A 16,067-nucleotide genomic window follows, 5' to 3' on the forward strand; every position below is an offset into this window, starting at 1 on the left:
TATGATCGGACTGCTGAATAGAGCCTTCCGAACTGCTATGCGATCTTTTCTGATAAAACCGGGTATCCCAGTTTTTCAATAATTGTTCGTAATGTTTCCACTTCAACATGTGTTTCATCAAACGTCACTTTAACCTTACTGGAATGAAACAGTACCTTCGCTTCTTGAACACCTGTCTGTTTACCAAGCGCCCCTTCTATTTTCTTAATACATGTCGGGCATGTTAACGGTTCTAATTGAAATTTAACTGTTTTCATGTAGTATCTCTCCTTTGTTTTACTGTATCTTTAGCATAATCGAGAACTACAATGGATTCCTTGACACAGGTCAAAATTTCGCAAAAAGCCCGCGAACCATTAAATGTGATAGCACGGGCTAAAAAATTACAGCAAATTTTAAGTTTACCTAAAAATAATGATTGACTTCCAACAAAAAATAGGCATCGAAAAGTTCTAGTGATAAATGAACTTTTTGATGCCTATTTTAACGTTTTTTGCTTAAAATGTACGTCATTTATTGAAAAAGAAAAATAAAAAGCCTCCCTAAATGTGTTAAAATTTTATTGGGTTAAAACAAAATATATGAACACAAAAAGGAGACTCTTTATGTCTAATCATAACACATTTAACCAATCAATTTATACCACAAAACGTTCCATTTTTCATTTTGCGTCCAAATTAACCCAAGGGCTGCAAAAACCCAACAAAAACTTTATCCTGGACATGTTATTTGGACTAGCAAAAGGCAGATCTGTTTTGCTTACTAAAATTGCACGCGCTCTGGAAGAACCCATTGAAGCGATACAAACCGTCAAGCGACTGTCCAATCGCATGGACGAATTTCACGAAACATCCGAGCTGTTGGAGAACTATGAGGAAATGGTAAAACCTTTTCTACAAGAGGAAGATAATCTGGTTTTAGTCGATAATTCCGAGATTGTGAAATCTACTGCCAGTAAAATGGAAGCACTTGGACAAGTGAGAGATGGTTCAACAGGAAAGATAGGCAATGGATATTGGACAACCAACATGATTGCCGTGGCTCCGAAAACAAAGCACCCGATTTCAATTTATTCCCATCTGTACTCCGCCGCCGAAAAGGGATTTGTCAGCGAAAATGAAGAAACATACAAGGGCTTGGATTACGTGAATCAACTTGTAGAGGCAAAGAAGGCAACCTTTGTGATGGATCGTGGGTATGACAATATAGAAGTCATGAAAAAGATCCTCAAGCAGAAAAATAACTTTATCATTCGTTTGAAGAAAAATCGGAATTTATTGTACCAGAATAAAAAATTCCCTGTACACAACTTAGCGATCAGAAGGAAAGGGAAAATCAATTTTCGTTCTGAAATAAAGGGAACCGTATATGATTTGAAAGTCTCTCATCTTACTGTGGAAATTCCTTCGCTAAAGGGTCAAAAATTCACTATGGTTGTGGTGTATGGATACGGAAAAGAGCCGATGGTGCTGCTTACAAATAAACGGGTTCAAAAAAAGGAAGAGGTCCTGTCTATTTTGAAAGCTTATATTACTAGATGGCGTATCGAAGAAATGTTTCGCGTTCAAAAGCAGGAATTTGACTTAGAAAATGTTCGGGTTCGTACATTGCCAAGACTGAAAAGAATGTTTTTACTCGTTTCCATTATGATAACGTTTATGACGCTGAAAGTAGAAAAGCAGAATGGATTTTTCCATGACGTGATTGAACGGGCAAAAGGGATTAAAGCAAAGGATAAAATTAAGATGTTTCTATATCGTTTTTCAGCGGGGATGGAAGCCATATTGATAAAAGACAAACATGGCATTCGGCATTTTAAATACATAGAGAAACCAGTAAGTTCACGGCAGCTAACATTACAACTCTGAATTTATTAATTGAATAGTAAGAAAAAACATACTGATAAGTATGTCTATTTGTGCTGGTTAAAAATTTGCTTCCTTCAATAAAAACGAAAAAAAACCTTCTAAAGGACTCTTAAGGTGAAATAATTCCGTTTTATGCGGCGAAAAAAGGTAAACTTAAAAGCAAATCTATTGAAGAAATACGAAAAATGTATTATTATACTCTATGTGACTTTAAGGAATGTTCAAAAACCCATCAAATGATAAGCGGAAGATTTTTAAACACGCCTTTAAGATACATTTAAACGCTGGTGTAGCACAGCTGGCAGTGCACTTCACTCGTAATGAAGGGGTCGGAGGTTCGAATCCTCTCACCAGCATCATTTCTTTTCCGGAGAAGTACCCAAGCCCGGCTGAAGGGGACGCACTCGAAATGCGTTAGGGCGCTCTGCGTCGCGTGGGTTCGAATCCCACCTTCTCCGCCATTACATTACTTACAACGGAAAAAGTATTTCCTCCCTAAAACATTTAAACAAACGTTTGATCTAACTTCTACTTATAAAACCCGATTGAATGAAGAAAAAGACACCAACTATCGAGAAGATAAATCCGGTAATTAAGATTAAAATAGGCGTTTTAAAATTCTTTGTATCTTCAAACCATGCAATAATGGCCACCCCAAGAATTAATAACATACTCAAAAGCACTGCCACAAACGGATTAGTCGGTGTTATCCAATCATACCAATGAACTACATTCACGAACAACACTCCCTTTCGATTGCTTATTTATTATTCTATCTGATCCTTATAATGATAATAACCCTCAGATTGCACGCACGTCATATTTATCTTTCGGCGATTCCATTATGAACGGGCTTTTATTTCCATCTGTCATTAGAACCAGTTCATGCATTGCTCTTGTGCAAGCAGTATAAAAAAGCGTCCGATCTGACTCCAAGTGGTATGAAACGAAGGATGCATCCGGAATAATCACCGCATCAAATTCAATTCCTTTGGCAAGGTAAACTGGCAGAACCAGGATTCCTTTTTGGAAAGAACGGGATTCTTCATTAATTTGCACTATTGACAGATCTTCTTTTAACATATCATAGATCGTATCACTTTTCTCCTGTGTTTTCGTGATAATCGCTATTGTTTCATGTCCGGCAGCCTTTAATTCATTTATTTTTCTATTCAGTTGTCCCTTTATACCAGCCTGATCACCCAGTTCGATAAGCTCTGGCTTATTTCCTTCCCGATTAAACGGTTCAATCATCTCTCCACCTGGAGCAAAATGTTTTGTAAACTCCACAATCTGTTTGGTCGAGCGGTAACTTTTCGTAAGGGTAATTTTTTCTACCCCTTCTTCCAAATTCGATGGAATCAGCGGGCTTCCTTGCATCGTATGCGTAAATATTGCCTGATTCACATCTCCCAGTAAAGTCATGCTCGCATATGGAAAGATATGCCGGATATACGCAAACTGAAACGGAGTGTAATCCTGAGCCTCGTCGATGAATAAATGACGAACCGATCTGTCTGAATGCTCACCTATCAATCTTTCCTTCACATACAGGTATGGCGCGGCATCTTCCCATGTGATATACTTTCGTGACAGATCCGCTGCCGTTTGTGCGCATATCTTCTCCCACTGATCGGGTGCGTTCTTCGGGTCCCACATTTTAAAAAAAGCTCTATATGTGGCTAATACGTTAACAAAATCCAATCGCTTAACCCGTTTTTTAATACCTGCAAATGCCCTTGCTGTCACTTTCCTTCTCAGATATTCTTCTTCCCTCCCGGAATCATCGATATGCTCCTGTTTTTGCAGTTCCTTGTATACGTGTAAGAAATCCTCTTTACTTAATAATTCGATTTCATCCATAACCCAATCTTTTTCCCTCTCTTTTCGCTCGGTTTTGCGGATCTTGGCTAGCAGCCACTTTGCCACAAGCTCCATTTTATTTGGGATGGAGATGGAATTATCCAATGAGTAAAAGTAATCACGTATTTCCTCTTTTGCAATAATCACTTGTTTTCGGAAAATCACATACCACCTGTTCAACAGGTGGTTTGACTTAGCCCTATAAGGGCATGTTACTTGCAACGCCTTAAGGGCGTGGTTTCGCAAGCCGACTACATTTATTTATTTAGCTTATCTTCTATCATATCTGCATCGGTTTGGTTTTTTATATACTTCTTGATAACCTCTTCATTTCGACCGACGGTATCTACATAATACCCTCTTGCCCAAAAGTGTCTATTTCCTTTACTTTTGTATTCAGGATGTCGGTCGAATATCATCAATGCACTTTTTCCTTTTAAATATCCCATGAATGTTGATACGCTAAGCTTCGGTGGTATCTTCACACATAGGTGAACATGGTCAACAGAAACACTTCCCTTTACTATCTCAATTCCCTTATACTCGCAAAGTTTTCTGATGATCTCACGTATATCTTCCCTAAGTTTTCCATACATTGTTCTTCGTCTATATTTGGGAATAAACACAATATGGTACATGCAATTCCACTTCGTATGTGATAAACTTGATTTATCCAATTTTGGATTTCCTCCTCTAACTGACATCGGCTTCCGAAACCTTTGTCATTATACCAGAGGGGGATTTTTTTATCATACGTAAAGGTACTTCCACTTTTGTTCTCCCACGCATAGCGTGGGGCTTAATCTGGAGTTATATTTCGGAATAACAATCCTTCATTCTGCAGCTGGGAAATGAATTCATCCAAGTCCGACTTAAATGTTAAACTCGATTTATAATCAATACTTTTTCTTCTTACTGTGCAAGCTTCATCATTTTCCTCTGTTAAGCTATATTCCATTTGTTGAAATGGTGATTCTACAACAAGTTTATCCGTCATTTTTGCTTCCAGATATTCTTGGAAGGTAATTTGCCTAATATTTGCTTCGCCTAATTCTGGAAGTACATTGGAAACATAACTGCTAAATAATGGGTTTGGAGAAAGCAAGACAATATTTTCTGCATGTAGCGTCTCGCGATATCGATACATCAAATAAGCTACGCGCTGTAAGGCGGCAGACGTTTTTCCGCTTCCAGCTACTCCCTGAACAATGAGGCACTTACTTTTTTCATCCCGAATAATCTTATTTTGTTCCCTTTGAATGGTTGCAACAATGCTTTTCATGGAGGTACTGGCATTATTCCCGAGCGCTTGCTGCAATAATTGATCCCCGATCGTAATACCTGTATCAAACATACCTTTTAGCAAACCATTACGAATAATAAATTGTCTTTTTAACGTCATTTCGCCGGCGATCGTTCCCTCTATTGTTTCGTACTTCGCCTTACCTGGAGAAAAATCATAGTAAAGACTCGAGATCGGTGCCCGCCAATCATAAACTAAAAAGTTCTCATCATGTTTATCCATTAATGAGGCAACACCAATATAGATCGGTTCGCTTTCTGTTTGACCAGCTTCCAGAAAATCGATCCGTCCAAAATACGGGGAGTTTTCCAATCTTTTTAATGTCTTTAATTCCCCACCAATTTTCCCGTGGAATCTTTCCCTTTCCGATAATAACTCCGCCTGCTGTTTAATACTTGCCTGGGTTTCAATGACATCGTCAGGCTCATCTAAATTAACGGTTACGTCTTCCCAAAAGTTTTTTCGGAGATTGATCACACTTTCCTTTAGCCCCGATGCCTTGGTATGAAGCTCCTCTTCCTTCGCCTTAATTTCAAGGATCACCGTATCCACACGTTGCTGCTCTGCTTCACGACTCTGATTTTTTACACCCATTTGATCGCCTCCGTTATTTTCACAAAACTTATCTGTTGACTTACCATAATAAACATGGTAAAATTGATATAGGATATTTATTGACTATTTTATAAAAATAGCAATAATACGTTTATTATACTACTTTAACGTTTGGCATGCAATGTAAATTTTATTATTAGTTGGAGGTTTTGCTATGCGGGAATTTAAACAATTGACCTCAATAGCGATGGTAAAAAATTTCGTGCAAAGCCACTCCCTCACCTTCTTATTCATTTCCCGCCCCGACTGCAGTGTTTGTCATGGATTATTCCCACAAGTACAAGCATTAATGAGTCACTATCCAGAAATTAAACTAGGTCATATTAGTGCGGATCAGGTGACGGAAATTGCTGGTGAATTTTCGATTTTTACCGTTCCTGTTCTATTGCTTTTTGTCGAAGGAAAAGAATATTTACGCGAGGCACGAATTGTGCATCTCCAATTGCTGGATGAGAAGGTTGACAAAATTTATAAACATGTGGCTGGTTAATGACCCAGCCACATTTTTTCTTGTTTTCTGATATAAGTGAGATCAAGCCCTAATGTAAGTTGTTCTTTATCATAAAATCGTGAACGATGCGAATACACTATGTTAGACTGTGAAATACAGGACATGTGATATGATATAACGGAAAGGAAAAGAGGTTTAAAAACATGAAAATATTACTTATTGGTGCAAGCGGTACAATTGGCAAAGAAGTTAAAACAGCATTGGAGGCTGATCACGAGATTATTTGCGCTGGGAGGAATGGATTTGACGTAAAGGTTGATATTACCTCCACAGAAAGTATTCAAGAAATGTACGAGAGAGTTGGCAGCATCGATGCGGTCGTAAATGCCTCGGGCGGTGCCAATTTTGCCCCTATTACAGAATTAACACCGGAAATAAATGAAAAAGGCATTGAAAGTAAATTAAAAGGGCAAATTAACTTGGTGTTACTAGGATTAAACCATATTACAGATCATGGCAGCTTCACATTAACAACTGGTATCATGATGGATGACCCAATCCGGCAAGGCGCCTCCGCTGCCATGGCAAATGGCGGTGTAAAAGCATTTGTAAAATCAGCTGCAGTCGAAATGCCTAGAGGGATTCGCATCAATAGTGTTAGTCCAAATGCCGTTCAGGAATCATGGGAAAGGCTAGAAAGTTTCTTTCAAGGTTTTGAGCCTGTTCCCGCACATCGTGTGGCATTGGCTTATAAAAAAAGTGTTCTGGGAGCACAAACCGGACAAAATTATGAGGTGTATTAGAGACTTAGTCTACTAAAAGTGCTTGGAAAAAACCTTGCTGAGAGAATCCTCTTAAACAAGGTTTTTTCAATAGGTAAGCAAGTATAAGAATCCGGGTTATATTCCACTTATGTCAGGATAGGCCATGTCCGGATCCAGCTGCTAGCATGCTTCCTTTCTTTACATAGCGTTTCTAATTTTCTTCTTAACAATTTCAGAATCAGTATCCTCTTTCAAACTATCCCTACGTCCAAATGATTTTCCACCTTTACTAATCAGCTTTGTAATCTGAAGCATGATGGAAGCCAATGAATAATTTTTCCGATAGGCTAAATATTTCCCCGACCATTCTGGATGATATTTATTTTTAAAGTTTCTTAGCCCGCTAAACTTATACATATAACGGATATTGTTAAACACCGCTTCCGCAATTCGTTCACGTAAAAAGGAATGTTTTGTACATCCTACGTTCGATAATGGCGCCATCCCAATATTGAATTTGGTGTAGCCCTTTTCTTTAGCCCATTGAAATAGATGGATAAACATTACATCTGTTGCTCCGCCCGGCGCGTCCGGAAGATAGCGCATTAAGTCAACAGAAACTACACCCTCCTGATAAGTAGGCATAATATTCATAAAAGCTATCATCGTACCTTCCTTATCGCGTAACACAGCAATCGGTGTCCGAGCTAAATAATCCTTATCAAAATACCCTAACGAGAACTGTTTTTCCCGTTTTTTGCCAAGCCATTCATCCGAGACATATTTCATTTCCTGTAAAAAGCCATCCGATAATGGCAGGTCGTTAACAGAAAATGTATACCCATTTTTCTCAAAACGATTAAAGGTTGATCGCAGTCCTGCTTTCTTCTTTCCGGATATGGTAAATGAATCAAGGTCTACTACCGCTTCTTCGCCAAGCTTGAAAAAGAGAAATCCAAGATCATGGTACAATGGCAATAGTTCTTCACTTATCTGATAAAAGATGCAGCGGTAACCAAAATAATCGGTTGCCTCATTTAGTTTGATTAACACATTTTCAAAGGACTTTTTATCGCCTTGCGGATCTCCCAAAACGATAATATTTTTCCCTGTAACTGCAAATTGGAGCATCGCTTTCCGGTCATCACTAAAAAACATCCGCTTGTCCCCCAAAAAACCTAAGTGGCTTAAGGAATGACCGCCATATTTTTGTAAAAACCCGGTTAACTTTTCATCACTATATGCTTCGCCAATCACTATTTGATGACTTTTTTCATAAATGATAATACTTAGCAATACATATAGGAAGGCAAGCAGACATCCGGAAAATCCGATGCTAAATACACCATATAAAGGTTTATTATAATCAACGAACAGTAAGCTTTCCCGAACTAAAACAACGAACAGAATGAAGCAGATGCCACACAAATAAACTAACCACCGAATACTTGCTGAGGTGAATGGCAAACTTTGCCGGTTAAACTGTTTCCGTAATAAAACAAGAACAATCAAATGAGCCGCCGCCATTAGACCGATAATAATATTTTCCGATTGAAAAAGTAATAGAATAGTAGATATGATCAATGTTACGGTCAGAATATGCAAAGATCGCTTTGTCCGATAATATTGTTCCTTCATAAAATACCAGAGTGTAATACCACAGACAAACAAAGCCAAATTGTAAGAATCAAGTGTTAACAACGAAAGCTTTGATTTTCCCAGTCCGTGGATGGTAATAATATCAGCGACTGGAACAACAATAAGAAAATAGCCAGTGATAAAAGCTAAAAGTGATAACGACCAATTTCCCAATTTATTAAACACGCGACGCTGTAATGCCCACAGTACGCCTGATATTTCCACAATCGAAGTAATCATATAGTTGTCTTCGGACTTTTTCATGACAGATGAAGTTACTTCTACCGCTGATAAAATCAAGCCTATTACGAATGGTACCAAATAATAAGCAAAGCGATACAGTAAAAGTGCTGTTAGCAGCATTTCCGAATTTATGCCGTATACTTCTCCACTCAATAAAACAACCAAATCAAACGATCCGAACCCGCCAGGAACCATACTGATAAATCCTGTTACAGCGGCAACGACGAAAATGCCAAATACTTGTAAAAACGTTAACTTTATATCAACAAAAACAAAGCTTAAATAAAGGACAACGCCCGCACCGAGCCATTCAATAATCGAAACGATAGAATACTGGATCGTGATTAAAGGAGAAAAATAGGTTGACTTTCGATATCTTGATAAACCAATATAAATAGGTGTAAGTAACGATGTCCCTAATAGTACAAGAACTAACCAGCTTTTTTCAGCAAGCATTTCCTTGATAGGGAATATCCCGACCAAAGCCAAAAACGAGAAAAAAGAGAGTCCCATGGCAGCGGCCGGAGCCATCCAGGCAATGCCTTTTGCCAGGTCACCGCTGTTTTTTGTATACTCTCGATATAACATACCACGAATACCGGCACCAACCAGTCCACCAAACCCAAATATACCGTTAAAAGAATTCGCTATCCAGGATACACCGAATATCTTCGTCTTTTTTACCTTTAGGTGCTGTGATCGAATAAAGAAATAATCATAAAAAAACATGGTTCCAACTGAAATCAATGCAACAATTATTATGATAACTACGTGTATAATAGAAATTTGATTTACGATTTTCAGTGCTTCTTTTAAAGAAATATTTTGCAGTTCTTTCTTCCCCTGAAAAAATATAATGGCCATAACACCAATCAGGAATGCAATTTTGCCGAATCTAGTCCATTGTTCTTTATTTTTAATCATAAACATCCCTCCCCCAGCAAAAACATCCCCCGTAATTACAAAAATAGAATCTATAATACTAACTTATTTCGATGTTTGTAATACGCCTTATTCGTAAAAAGGTTCCAGTTTTCTCAATTCCAATTACTAATTTTTCCATTTAACGATAAAACCTAGCATGCAATTTTTATTTTACAAACAAAAACAGAATCCATCCTATTGAATCTCCTTACAAAACCTTACGTAATTGTAAGAAAAAGAATGGAAGCGCCCTGATGGCGTTCCCAAGTATATCAAATTATACCTCTCGTCGCATTGCTTTTAATACATCAATTTTGGTTGCACGCTTAGCTGGGCGCATTCCTGATAGAATGGTAACGAGTAAACAGATCCCGACCGCTATTAAAACAAGTGTTGCTGGGATTGACGAGAACTTCAAACCTTCTGGAAGTTCTTCATCAAAAGCCATTTCCAATATTAGTGGCAGCCCGCTATTAACCAATAGACTCACACCATAAGCAACGATTGTCCCAATAATGGCTCCAATAATCCCAATATAACTGCTCTCCAGTAGAAATATTTGTTTGATTGTTTTTGGATTGGCACCAATTGCTTTCATAATCCCGATATCGGGTGCACGCTCCGTTACCGCCATTGTCATCGTATTATAGATGCCAATCGACGCGATTACAATGGCGATTGTTCCAACCAGGATCAAGCCGGCTTTTGCAATTGTAAAGAGTACGTTAATCTGCTTCATTTCACTAACAACAGAGTACGTTGCATAGTTTGCATCATCCAGTTGGTTTGAGATGGCCTCTACACCTTCGAGATTTTTAGCATAGACCTTTACATCATCAAATGTATTTGAATCCCCCTCTGCCTCATAATCTGAATCTGGGATAACCCCTTTTGCAGTACCTGTGAAGGCCTCCACCTCCGCCAGAACTTGTTGAGAAATGTATACTTTCGCATCCTCCATCCATTCCCTTGTCGGCTTTTCTGTAATACCCACAATTTTTAATGGAATCGTTTGTGTTTGCTCCTTGCCAGCTTCCTCCCCTTTGCTGACTGTCATTTTTATTGTCTTACCAATCAGCTTCCCGTTGTATTGATATTCTTTTTTTAACTTTCCTTCCTCATCATATATGGCCTCGCCGTCGGATTCGGAATGAAGATAATTGGCAAAATCATAGCCGACAACAATTTCATTATCCTTCTTTGGAAGCCGCCCTTCATGCAGTTCCAAACCGGATTTTAATTCAGATGGAAAATCAGCTACCACTGCTTCTGCCTCTATCTGGTAATCTTCTATCTGGTAAACCGGCATTTGCTGCAGGTTTTTCTTTCTGGTAACAGCTTTTACTCCTTCAATCGATTCCATATATTCAATGTCACTCACCGTTAATGGCTGATAGTTACCATCTTTACCCTCATGACCATGAACGTCGATTTGGGTAACAATCTGCTGCTCCATCGTGTCATCAACAATTGTTTGCTGCAATCCATAGCCAATGGAAGCCAGCACAATGAGAAATGCGCAGCCCATTGCCGTAGCTAAAATGGTCATAAAGGTTCTGACCTTGTTCTTTTTAATATTTTGTCTGACAAATGAAAACCGATCTTTTAATCTCATAAGCTATCACCATCTTCCAAAAGTCTGCCATCCGCTATGGTAAGACTGCGGTTGCCGATTCCTGCAACTGCATCATCATGTGTAATAATTAGAAAGGTGGTCCCCAATTCACGATTCAACTGCTGGATAAACTGTAATAAATCCGCTTCTGTTTCACTGTCCAAGCTGCCGGTCGGTTCATCAGCAAGAATTAATGGCGGATTTAATACTAACGCCCTTGCAATACTAACTCGCTGCTGCTGTCCCCCGGATAATTCACTTGGATAATGATCCTGAAAATCAATTAACCCAACCTTGTCCAGCATTTCCTTCGTTAATTCTTTTCTTTTTGCAGCATCCATCCCTTGAAACGTTAATGGCAGTTCAATGTTTTGAAAGGCTGTCATACTTGGAATCAGCTGGAAGCTTTGAAAAATAAACCCCAGATGCTCTAACCGAAAATCAGCAAATTGTGCCTCTGTGAATCCAGTTACCCGCTGATCGTTAATCCAGATTTCTCCTTCACTTGGCTGGATAAAACCACTAATCAAATTGAGCAATGTCGATTTCCCGGATCCACTTTTACCGACAATGGCAACTATCTCTCCCTTTTCCACATGAAAGGATATATCCTTCAGTACTGGCAAAATAGTCTTTTGCCCTTTTTTTCCTACTTTAAAGTGATGACTAAGCTGTTTTACGGTTATCAATGTTTATCCTCCGATTCTTAAATTCAATAAAAGATTTATCTATGAGTCGCTTTTACTTTTCAGTTCAGCTTAAAAAGCAGGATTTGCTTTTTATAACTCAAAGCAAACCCCCTATACTACGTTCCATTATTCGATTTCCATATCAGTTAAATCCAATGAATAGTAATCAAATTCAGCAGGTGGTTTAGCTTTGACTATTTCCCCTTGATAAAGTGATTTTCCCGTTTCCAAGCTCACGATAGTTAAAGTTGCTGTGTTGTCCTCATCTGTGCCATGAGCAAGCACGTATAATTTCCCGTCTTTAATTGCTTTAAAAGATTCTGCATCTTTATCAATTTGCGGCTGCTTAATCGTAAATTTAGCTTGAACCGCTTTATCTTCTATATTATAGGGGGTAACAACAATCCCGTTTTCGTCCGTTTTCATACTATAGATCATTGAACCATTAAACACTTTCTCTTGCCCTTGAAGATCCTTTGGCAATTTCACAGCCTCTTTTTCTCTCGTCCCCAAATTATAAACATATAGCTCATTATCTATTTCTTTAGAATTAGATGAACCATCATTCAGTTGCACCTCTTCCCTGATAACCTTGTTAAGAAAAATATACTTAGACACCTCATTACTGGCTGTGCCATTTAACATGGAGATATCTGCATAACGATTTTCCTTCTGTTCCTGTGCTGCTGACATAATCGGTGATTCTCCGATAAAGCTGTTTGTTTTCATGTTAAAGCTGTATAGTTTGATTTCCATCTTGTTTTCACCATAACTTTGTGTAATTAACTGAAGTTCATCCCCAACAATTTGTACATCTATTACGTCTATATAACCTAGATATTTACCATTTGGTGCATCCATATCAAAATCGGTGGTTTTATCATTTTTCTTATTTAATATCGATACTGTAAACTCGAAACCCCCAGGGTTCATAGTAATGGGTTTATATTCGATAGCTCCATATACAAGATAGTCTTTATTTTCAACAAAGGATGCTGGATCGGGATATTTTCCTCGCATAAAGTTCCTATATTCCGTTTGATATTGTTTCATTTGTTTCCCTGGATTGCCTTTTAACCTGTCAAAAAACGAACGCTCGCTTGCATAATGTGAACCATCCTTTGTTATCTCTATTGGTTCATTTATCGACCTATTGTAATAAGTACCGTTCAGTACAATGTTATTTATTTCATTTTCGTTGCCTTGAATTGTTTTAATGACAAACTCCGGATACGGGCTCGCTGCAATAACGGAGTTTATATAGAACATTCCAATAGCGAGCACAGAAACCAGCGCAATCGCAATTAGCTTCCAATATTTTTTCATCATCATTACCTCCTTACACTCTGATCCGTTTATTTAATAAAAATTGGCTCGTCAAAATTGATCCAGCAATTACAAATAGACCCATTATTGTTTCTAAAGCGATTATTTCCAGCGGATAGAAATAGTCTATTAGTAACAGTTCTTCTACAAGAATAGGGCTTAAAAAGATGATGATAGCAACAGCACCATAAATAGCCCCGAATAGAATTCCTTTAAGACGATAACTGCGTTCAAATAGGATTGCCGTAAACAAAATGGCAACACCCATGAATCCAGTACCATAATATAGAATAAATTCGGTAAAACTTTGCGGCATAATGATGGCCAGTTCAGGCATATTACCAATTATTTCCTCAGGACTTAAATCCAGGCGAAACTCTTTTGGCACCATCCACTTTAAAATGGTACTTTCAACTGGCAACAGGATTAATTGTAGTGCAACAAATCCAAATGTCGACAATAAAACAGTTGTGATCTTGGCAAGGAATACATTTAGCCTGGCGGTTGGAAGCATTAATAGCCGGTAAATAAATGTATTTTTGCCAAACCAATCCCGGTACCAAATAAAAAAGATGTAAAACGCAACAGCAGCTATACATAATGCAATTGGTCCGAGAAACCAGACACTACTTATAATATCAATCATGCTCATTGGCCCTGTTTCCATTAGAAATTGCGCTTTCGGTATCATGTCTTCATTGATTGCTTTGGTTGCCGTATTTAAATAGTTTTTTGACACCACAATCACACCAGCAATCTGAACAATTATCGTGATAGCTAATAAAACCGCATACAGCTTCGCAAAACGATTGAATTCAAAATTAACCAGCTTCAAATACCGTTTCATGGCTGATACACCTCTCTCATCACATCAATAACAGACTTTCCTTCAGTTTCTCGAACCTCTTCCGTATTGAATTCCTTTAATACAATTCCATTATCCAGCAACACAACTTTATCGATTAAATGCTCAATATCGTTTATTTCATGAGTTGTTATGATCACACCACGGTCCTCAATCAAATGACTGGTAAATACATCCGCAATCTGTTCTCGGCTAAACATATCAATGCCGGAAAATGGTTCATCCATTAAAATAAATTCAACATCCATTGCCAAACCAAGTAAAAGATTAACTTTTGCTGTATTTCCTTTTGATAGCTCTGCTATTCGGTCCGTTTCTTTCAGCTTAAAGAAGCCGAGTAATTCCGTTGCACGTTCCGGATTCCAGCAATCATAAAAATCGTTCATAAACTCCATTGCATCAGCTATACGCATTTGCGGCAGCATCGTTATGGCATCCGGGATGAAGGTGATTTTTTCAAAGCTGGTTTTCGTGATTCTTTCCCCATTCATTAAAATCTGTCCACCGTTTATCGGCGTAAGTGCCATAATCGCGTTGAGAATCGTTGTTTTTCCTACGCCATTTATCCCAATCAAACAAGTAATCTCACCTTTATTCGCAGTAAATGACACCCCGTTAAGCACTTGTTTACGGCCAAACTTTTTCTTGATATCCTTTACTTCAATCATGGTTGTCTCCCTCCCGTTCCTTGCCTTCCTCTGCATACTTTTCTTTAACCAGATTCAGCACCTCATCAACCGGAACATTAATGGAACGGACGGCGTGGACAAAGGAACTTACCGCCTGCATAATAAGCTCCTCACGAACGGTTTTTAAAATTTGTTCATCTTTCGTAATCCTGCTAGGTAAATTGCGCTCTGTATAAATCAATCCTTCCTCCTCCATTTCCTTATATGCTCGTTGTGCCGTGTTTGGATTTATTTTTAATTTGTTCGCTAATTCCCGTCGTGACGGAATTTCCTGTCCAGGTTCGAGTAATCCAGTTGCAATCTCTTCTTTAAAATGACGAATGACTTGGACATATACAGGATCCCGATTATTAAACTTTGCGTTTTTCATAGACACAGCTCCCATATTTCTCAGATGTGTAGCTTTATTGAATGGTGTATTAAGGGGGCAATACACCATTCGCATAAAAAACCATGTATTAAGATATTAATACACCCTTGTGATGTATTATACGGTTAATACACTTTGACGTCAATAAGGTTTTTTAAATAATTGTGATAAAAAATTCTTTTATTAGCCAAAAAATATATTGTTGTTTTCATCATCCTGACAATCTTTATGTCGGTCATAGGTCGTATCATAATCCCCTTCAAGAACGATTGTATTTGCAATTAAGTCATGAATGGAACAATGATCGTTTCGAATGCAGATTATGAAAATGGATAAGATAGGCAACCCATAGATAATTACCATAAATAAGACAAAAGCGAAAACCGGGATATTCCAGTCATTATGAAATCCTGTAAAAATGAATGTATGGGCCATTTGCCACGGCAGTAGTTTAATGATATTTTTCAGTATTACCTGCGTTAATGTTAGTGGTAAATTACCAATCGAATCGATATGGATATGCATCATTCGTTTTCCAAAGGTAGCTCTGGCTTTTCCATACTCAGTTATCACAAAATATAAGAAAACAGGAGAAAGTAATGTTGAAAAAGCGATCAGTTCTTCTCCCAAACGCCCCATTGCAGGTGGCCCATCAAGAAATATATGGTACAATAACTGTGTGACCCCAAGTAAACCGATTACATATACGATAATCAAAAGAATATCTACTAGTAAGGCTAGCAGTCTCTTTTTTAAGCTGGCAGCACTTTTTGACATACGTTCACCCCTGAATTTTATTCCGATTCTAAAGTTAGCAATCATTGTTTGGCATGGTGAGGGTAAT

At 38.2% G+C, this 16,067-nt stretch carries 16 protein-coding genes and 2 tRNA genes; 5 read left to right on the plus strand and 13 right to left on the minus strand.

Going from position 1 to position 16,067, the window contains the following annotated elements:
- Positions 1–35 precede the first annotated feature (35 nt).
- Entirely contained in the window at positions 36–257 is a 222-nt protein-coding gene (locus tag CZ382_RS10380) for a heavy-metal-associated domain-containing protein (protein ID WP_088051187.1), read from the minus strand.
- Positions 258–605: 348 nt separating this feature from the next.
- On the opposite strand from CZ382_RS10380, the gene CZ382_RS10385 reads away from it, so the two are divergent.
- From CZ382_RS10385 to CZ382_RS10395, 3 genes are all read left to right on the plus strand, one after another.
- Positions 606–1,868: a transposase gene (locus tag CZ382_RS10385; RefSeq protein ID WP_159457745.1), complete on the plus strand. Its 1,263-nt coding sequence runs from the start codon at positions 606–608 to the stop codon at positions 1,866–1,868.
- 283 nt (positions 1,869–2,151) lie between these two features.
- Positions 2,152–2,224, plus strand: a tRNA-Thr gene (locus CZ382_RS10390).
- A 13-nt stretch (positions 2,225–2,237) separates the two neighbouring features.
- A tRNA-Ser gene (locus CZ382_RS10395) sits at positions 2,238–2,329 on the plus strand.
- Positions 2,330–2,389: 60 nt separating this feature from the next.
- Here CZ382_RS10395 and CZ382_RS10400 read toward each other — a convergent pair.
- The 4 genes from CZ382_RS10400 to helD (CZ382_RS10415) form a co-directional block, all read right to left on the minus strand.
- Positions 2,390–2,605: a hypothetical protein gene (locus CZ382_RS10400; RefSeq protein ID WP_088051188.1), complete on the minus strand. Its 216-nt coding sequence runs from the start codon at positions 2,603–2,605 to the stop codon at positions 2,390–2,392.
- A 64-nt stretch (positions 2,606–2,669) separates the two neighbouring features.
- Positions 2,670–3,896 carry an RNA polymerase recycling motor HelD gene (gene helD, locus CZ382_RS10405; protein ID WP_088051189.1) on the minus strand — a complete coding sequence of 409 codons (1,227 nt, stop codon included), beginning with the start codon at positions 3,894–3,896 and terminating at the stop codon, positions 2,670–2,672.
- Positions 3,897–3,988: 92 nt separating this feature from the next.
- Positions 3,989–4,435, minus strand: a complete 447-nt coding sequence (gene tnpA, locus CZ382_RS10410; RefSeq protein WP_088051190.1) for an IS200/IS605 family transposase — start codon at positions 4,433–4,435, stop codon at positions 3,989–3,991.
- A 95-nt stretch (positions 4,436–4,530) separates the two neighbouring features.
- Positions 4,531–5,628, minus strand: coding sequence for an RNA polymerase recycling motor HelD (gene helD, locus CZ382_RS10415; RefSeq protein ID WP_088051191.1), 1,098 nt, complete (start codon positions 5,626–5,628; stop codon positions 4,531–4,533).
- Positions 5,629–5,803: 175 nt separating this feature from the next.
- On the opposite strand from helD (CZ382_RS10415), the gene CZ382_RS10420 reads away from it, so the two are divergent.
- On the plus strand, positions 5,804–6,139 hold the full coding sequence (locus tag CZ382_RS10420; RefSeq protein ID WP_088051192.1) for a thioredoxin family protein: 336 nt from the start codon (positions 5,804–5,806) through the stop codon (positions 6,137–6,139).
- A gap of 164 nt (positions 6,140–6,303) precedes the next feature.
- Positions 6,304–6,903: a short chain dehydrogenase gene (locus CZ382_RS10425; protein WP_088051193.1), complete on the plus strand. Its 600-nt coding sequence runs from the start codon at positions 6,304–6,306 to the stop codon at positions 6,901–6,903.
- A 159-nt stretch (positions 6,904–7,062) separates the two neighbouring features.
- On the opposite strand, the gene mprF is transcribed toward CZ382_RS10425, so the two are convergent.
- The 8 genes from mprF to CZ382_RS10465 all read right to left on the minus strand — a co-directional run bounded on the left by mprF (position 7,063) and on the right by CZ382_RS10465 (position 16,000).
- Positions 7,063–9,669, minus strand: coding sequence for a bifunctional lysylphosphatidylglycerol flippase/synthetase MprF (gene mprF / locus CZ382_RS10430; protein WP_159457786.1), 2,607 nt, complete (start codon positions 9,667–9,669; stop codon positions 7,063–7,065).
- 277 nt (positions 9,670–9,946) lie between these two features.
- Positions 9,947–11,284, minus strand: coding sequence for an ABC transporter permease (locus CZ382_RS10435; protein ID WP_088051195.1), 1,338 nt, complete (start codon positions 11,282–11,284; stop codon positions 9,947–9,949).
- The gene (locus CZ382_RS10440; RefSeq protein WP_088051196.1) at positions 11,281–11,973 is read right to left on the minus strand and encodes an ABC transporter ATP-binding protein; all 693 of its coding nucleotides are present in this window, start codon (positions 11,971–11,973) and stop codon (positions 11,281–11,283) included. Before CZ382_RS10440 ends, CZ382_RS10435 begins: the two co-directional genes overlap by 4 nt.
- A gap of 126 nt (positions 11,974–12,099) precedes the next feature.
- Positions 12,100–13,299 (minus strand): hypothetical protein, encoded by a 1,200-nt coding sequence (locus CZ382_RS10445; RefSeq protein WP_088051197.1) that lies wholly within the window; start codon positions 13,297–13,299, stop codon positions 12,100–12,102.
- A gap of 13 nt (positions 13,300–13,312) precedes the next feature.
- Positions 13,313–14,146 (minus strand): hypothetical protein, encoded by an 834-nt coding sequence (locus CZ382_RS10450; protein WP_088051198.1) that lies wholly within the window; start codon positions 14,144–14,146, stop codon positions 13,313–13,315.
- A complete protein-coding gene (locus CZ382_RS10455) occupies positions 14,143–14,832 on the minus strand; it encodes an ATP-binding cassette domain-containing protein (RefSeq protein WP_088051199.1) in 690 nt (229 codons plus the stop codon). Before CZ382_RS10455 ends, CZ382_RS10450 begins: the two co-directional genes overlap by 4 nt.
- The gene (locus tag CZ382_RS10460) at positions 14,825–15,223 is read right to left on the minus strand and encodes a GntR family transcriptional regulator (RefSeq protein ID WP_088051200.1); all 399 of its coding nucleotides are present in this window, start codon (positions 15,221–15,223) and stop codon (positions 14,825–14,827) included. The genes CZ382_RS10455 and CZ382_RS10460 overlap by 8 nt, the downstream gene beginning before the upstream one ends.
- A gap of 183 nt (positions 15,224–15,406) precedes the next feature.
- Positions 15,407–16,000, minus strand: a complete 594-nt coding sequence (locus CZ382_RS10465; RefSeq protein ID WP_159457787.1) for an RDD family protein — start codon at positions 15,998–16,000, stop codon at positions 15,407–15,409.
- Positions 16,001–16,067 lie beyond the last annotated feature (67 nt).

The organism is Virgibacillus dakarensis, from assembly GCF_900155625.1.
Classification (GTDB): domain Bacteria; phylum Bacillota; class Bacilli; order Bacillales; family Amphibacillaceae; genus Lentibacillus_C; species Lentibacillus_C populi.

What these genes read in the sequence shown, in the direction of transcription:
- CZ382_RS10380 (WP_088051187.1), bottom strand. Translation starts at nt 257, where the DNA reads ATGAAAACAGTTAAATTTCAATTAGAACCGTTAACATGCCCGACATGT.
- CZ382_RS10385 (WP_159457745.1), top strand. Translation starts at nt 606, where the DNA reads ATGTCTAATCATAACACATTTAACCAATCAATTTATACCACAAAACGT.
- tnpA (WP_088051190.1), bottom strand. Translation starts at nt 4,435, where the DNA reads ATGTCAGTTAGAGGAGGAAATCCAAAATTGGATAAATCAAGTTTATCA.
- helD (WP_088051191.1), bottom strand. Translation starts at nt 5,628, where the DNA reads ATGGGTGTAAAAAATCAGAGTCGTGAAGCAGAGCAGCAACGTGTGGAT.
- CZ382_RS10420 (WP_088051192.1), top strand. Translation starts at nt 5,804, where the DNA reads ATGCGGGAATTTAAACAATTGACCTCAATAGCGATGGTAAAAAATTTC.
- CZ382_RS10425 (WP_088051193.1), top strand. Translation starts at nt 6,304, where the DNA reads ATGAAAATATTACTTATTGGTGCAAGCGGTACAATTGGCAAAGAAGTT.
- mprF (WP_159457786.1), bottom strand. Translation starts at nt 9,669, where the DNA reads ATGATTAAAAATAAAGAACAATGGACTAGATTCGGCAAAATTGCATTC.
- CZ382_RS10435 (WP_088051195.1), bottom strand. Translation starts at nt 11,284, where the DNA reads ATGAGATTAAAAGATCGGTTTTCATTTGTCAGACAAAATATTAAAAAG.
- CZ382_RS10445 (WP_088051197.1), bottom strand. Translation starts at nt 13,299, where the DNA reads ATGAAAAAATATTGGAAGCTAATTGCGATTGCGCTGGTTTCTGTGCTC.
- CZ382_RS10450 (WP_088051198.1), bottom strand. Translation starts at nt 14,146, where the DNA reads ATGAAACGGTATTTGAAGCTGGTTAATTTTGAATTCAATCGTTTTGCG.
- CZ382_RS10455 (WP_088051199.1), bottom strand. Translation starts at nt 14,832, where the DNA reads ATGATTGAAGTAAAGGATATCAAGAAAAAGTTTGGCCGTAAACAAGTG.
- CZ382_RS10460 (WP_088051200.1), bottom strand. Translation starts at nt 15,223, where the DNA reads ATGAAAAACGCAAAGTTTAATAATCGGGATCCTGTATATGTCCAAGTC.
- CZ382_RS10465 (WP_159457787.1), bottom strand. Translation starts at nt 16,000, where the DNA reads ATGTCAAAAAGTGCTGCCAGCTTAAAAAAGAGACTGCTAGCCTTACTA.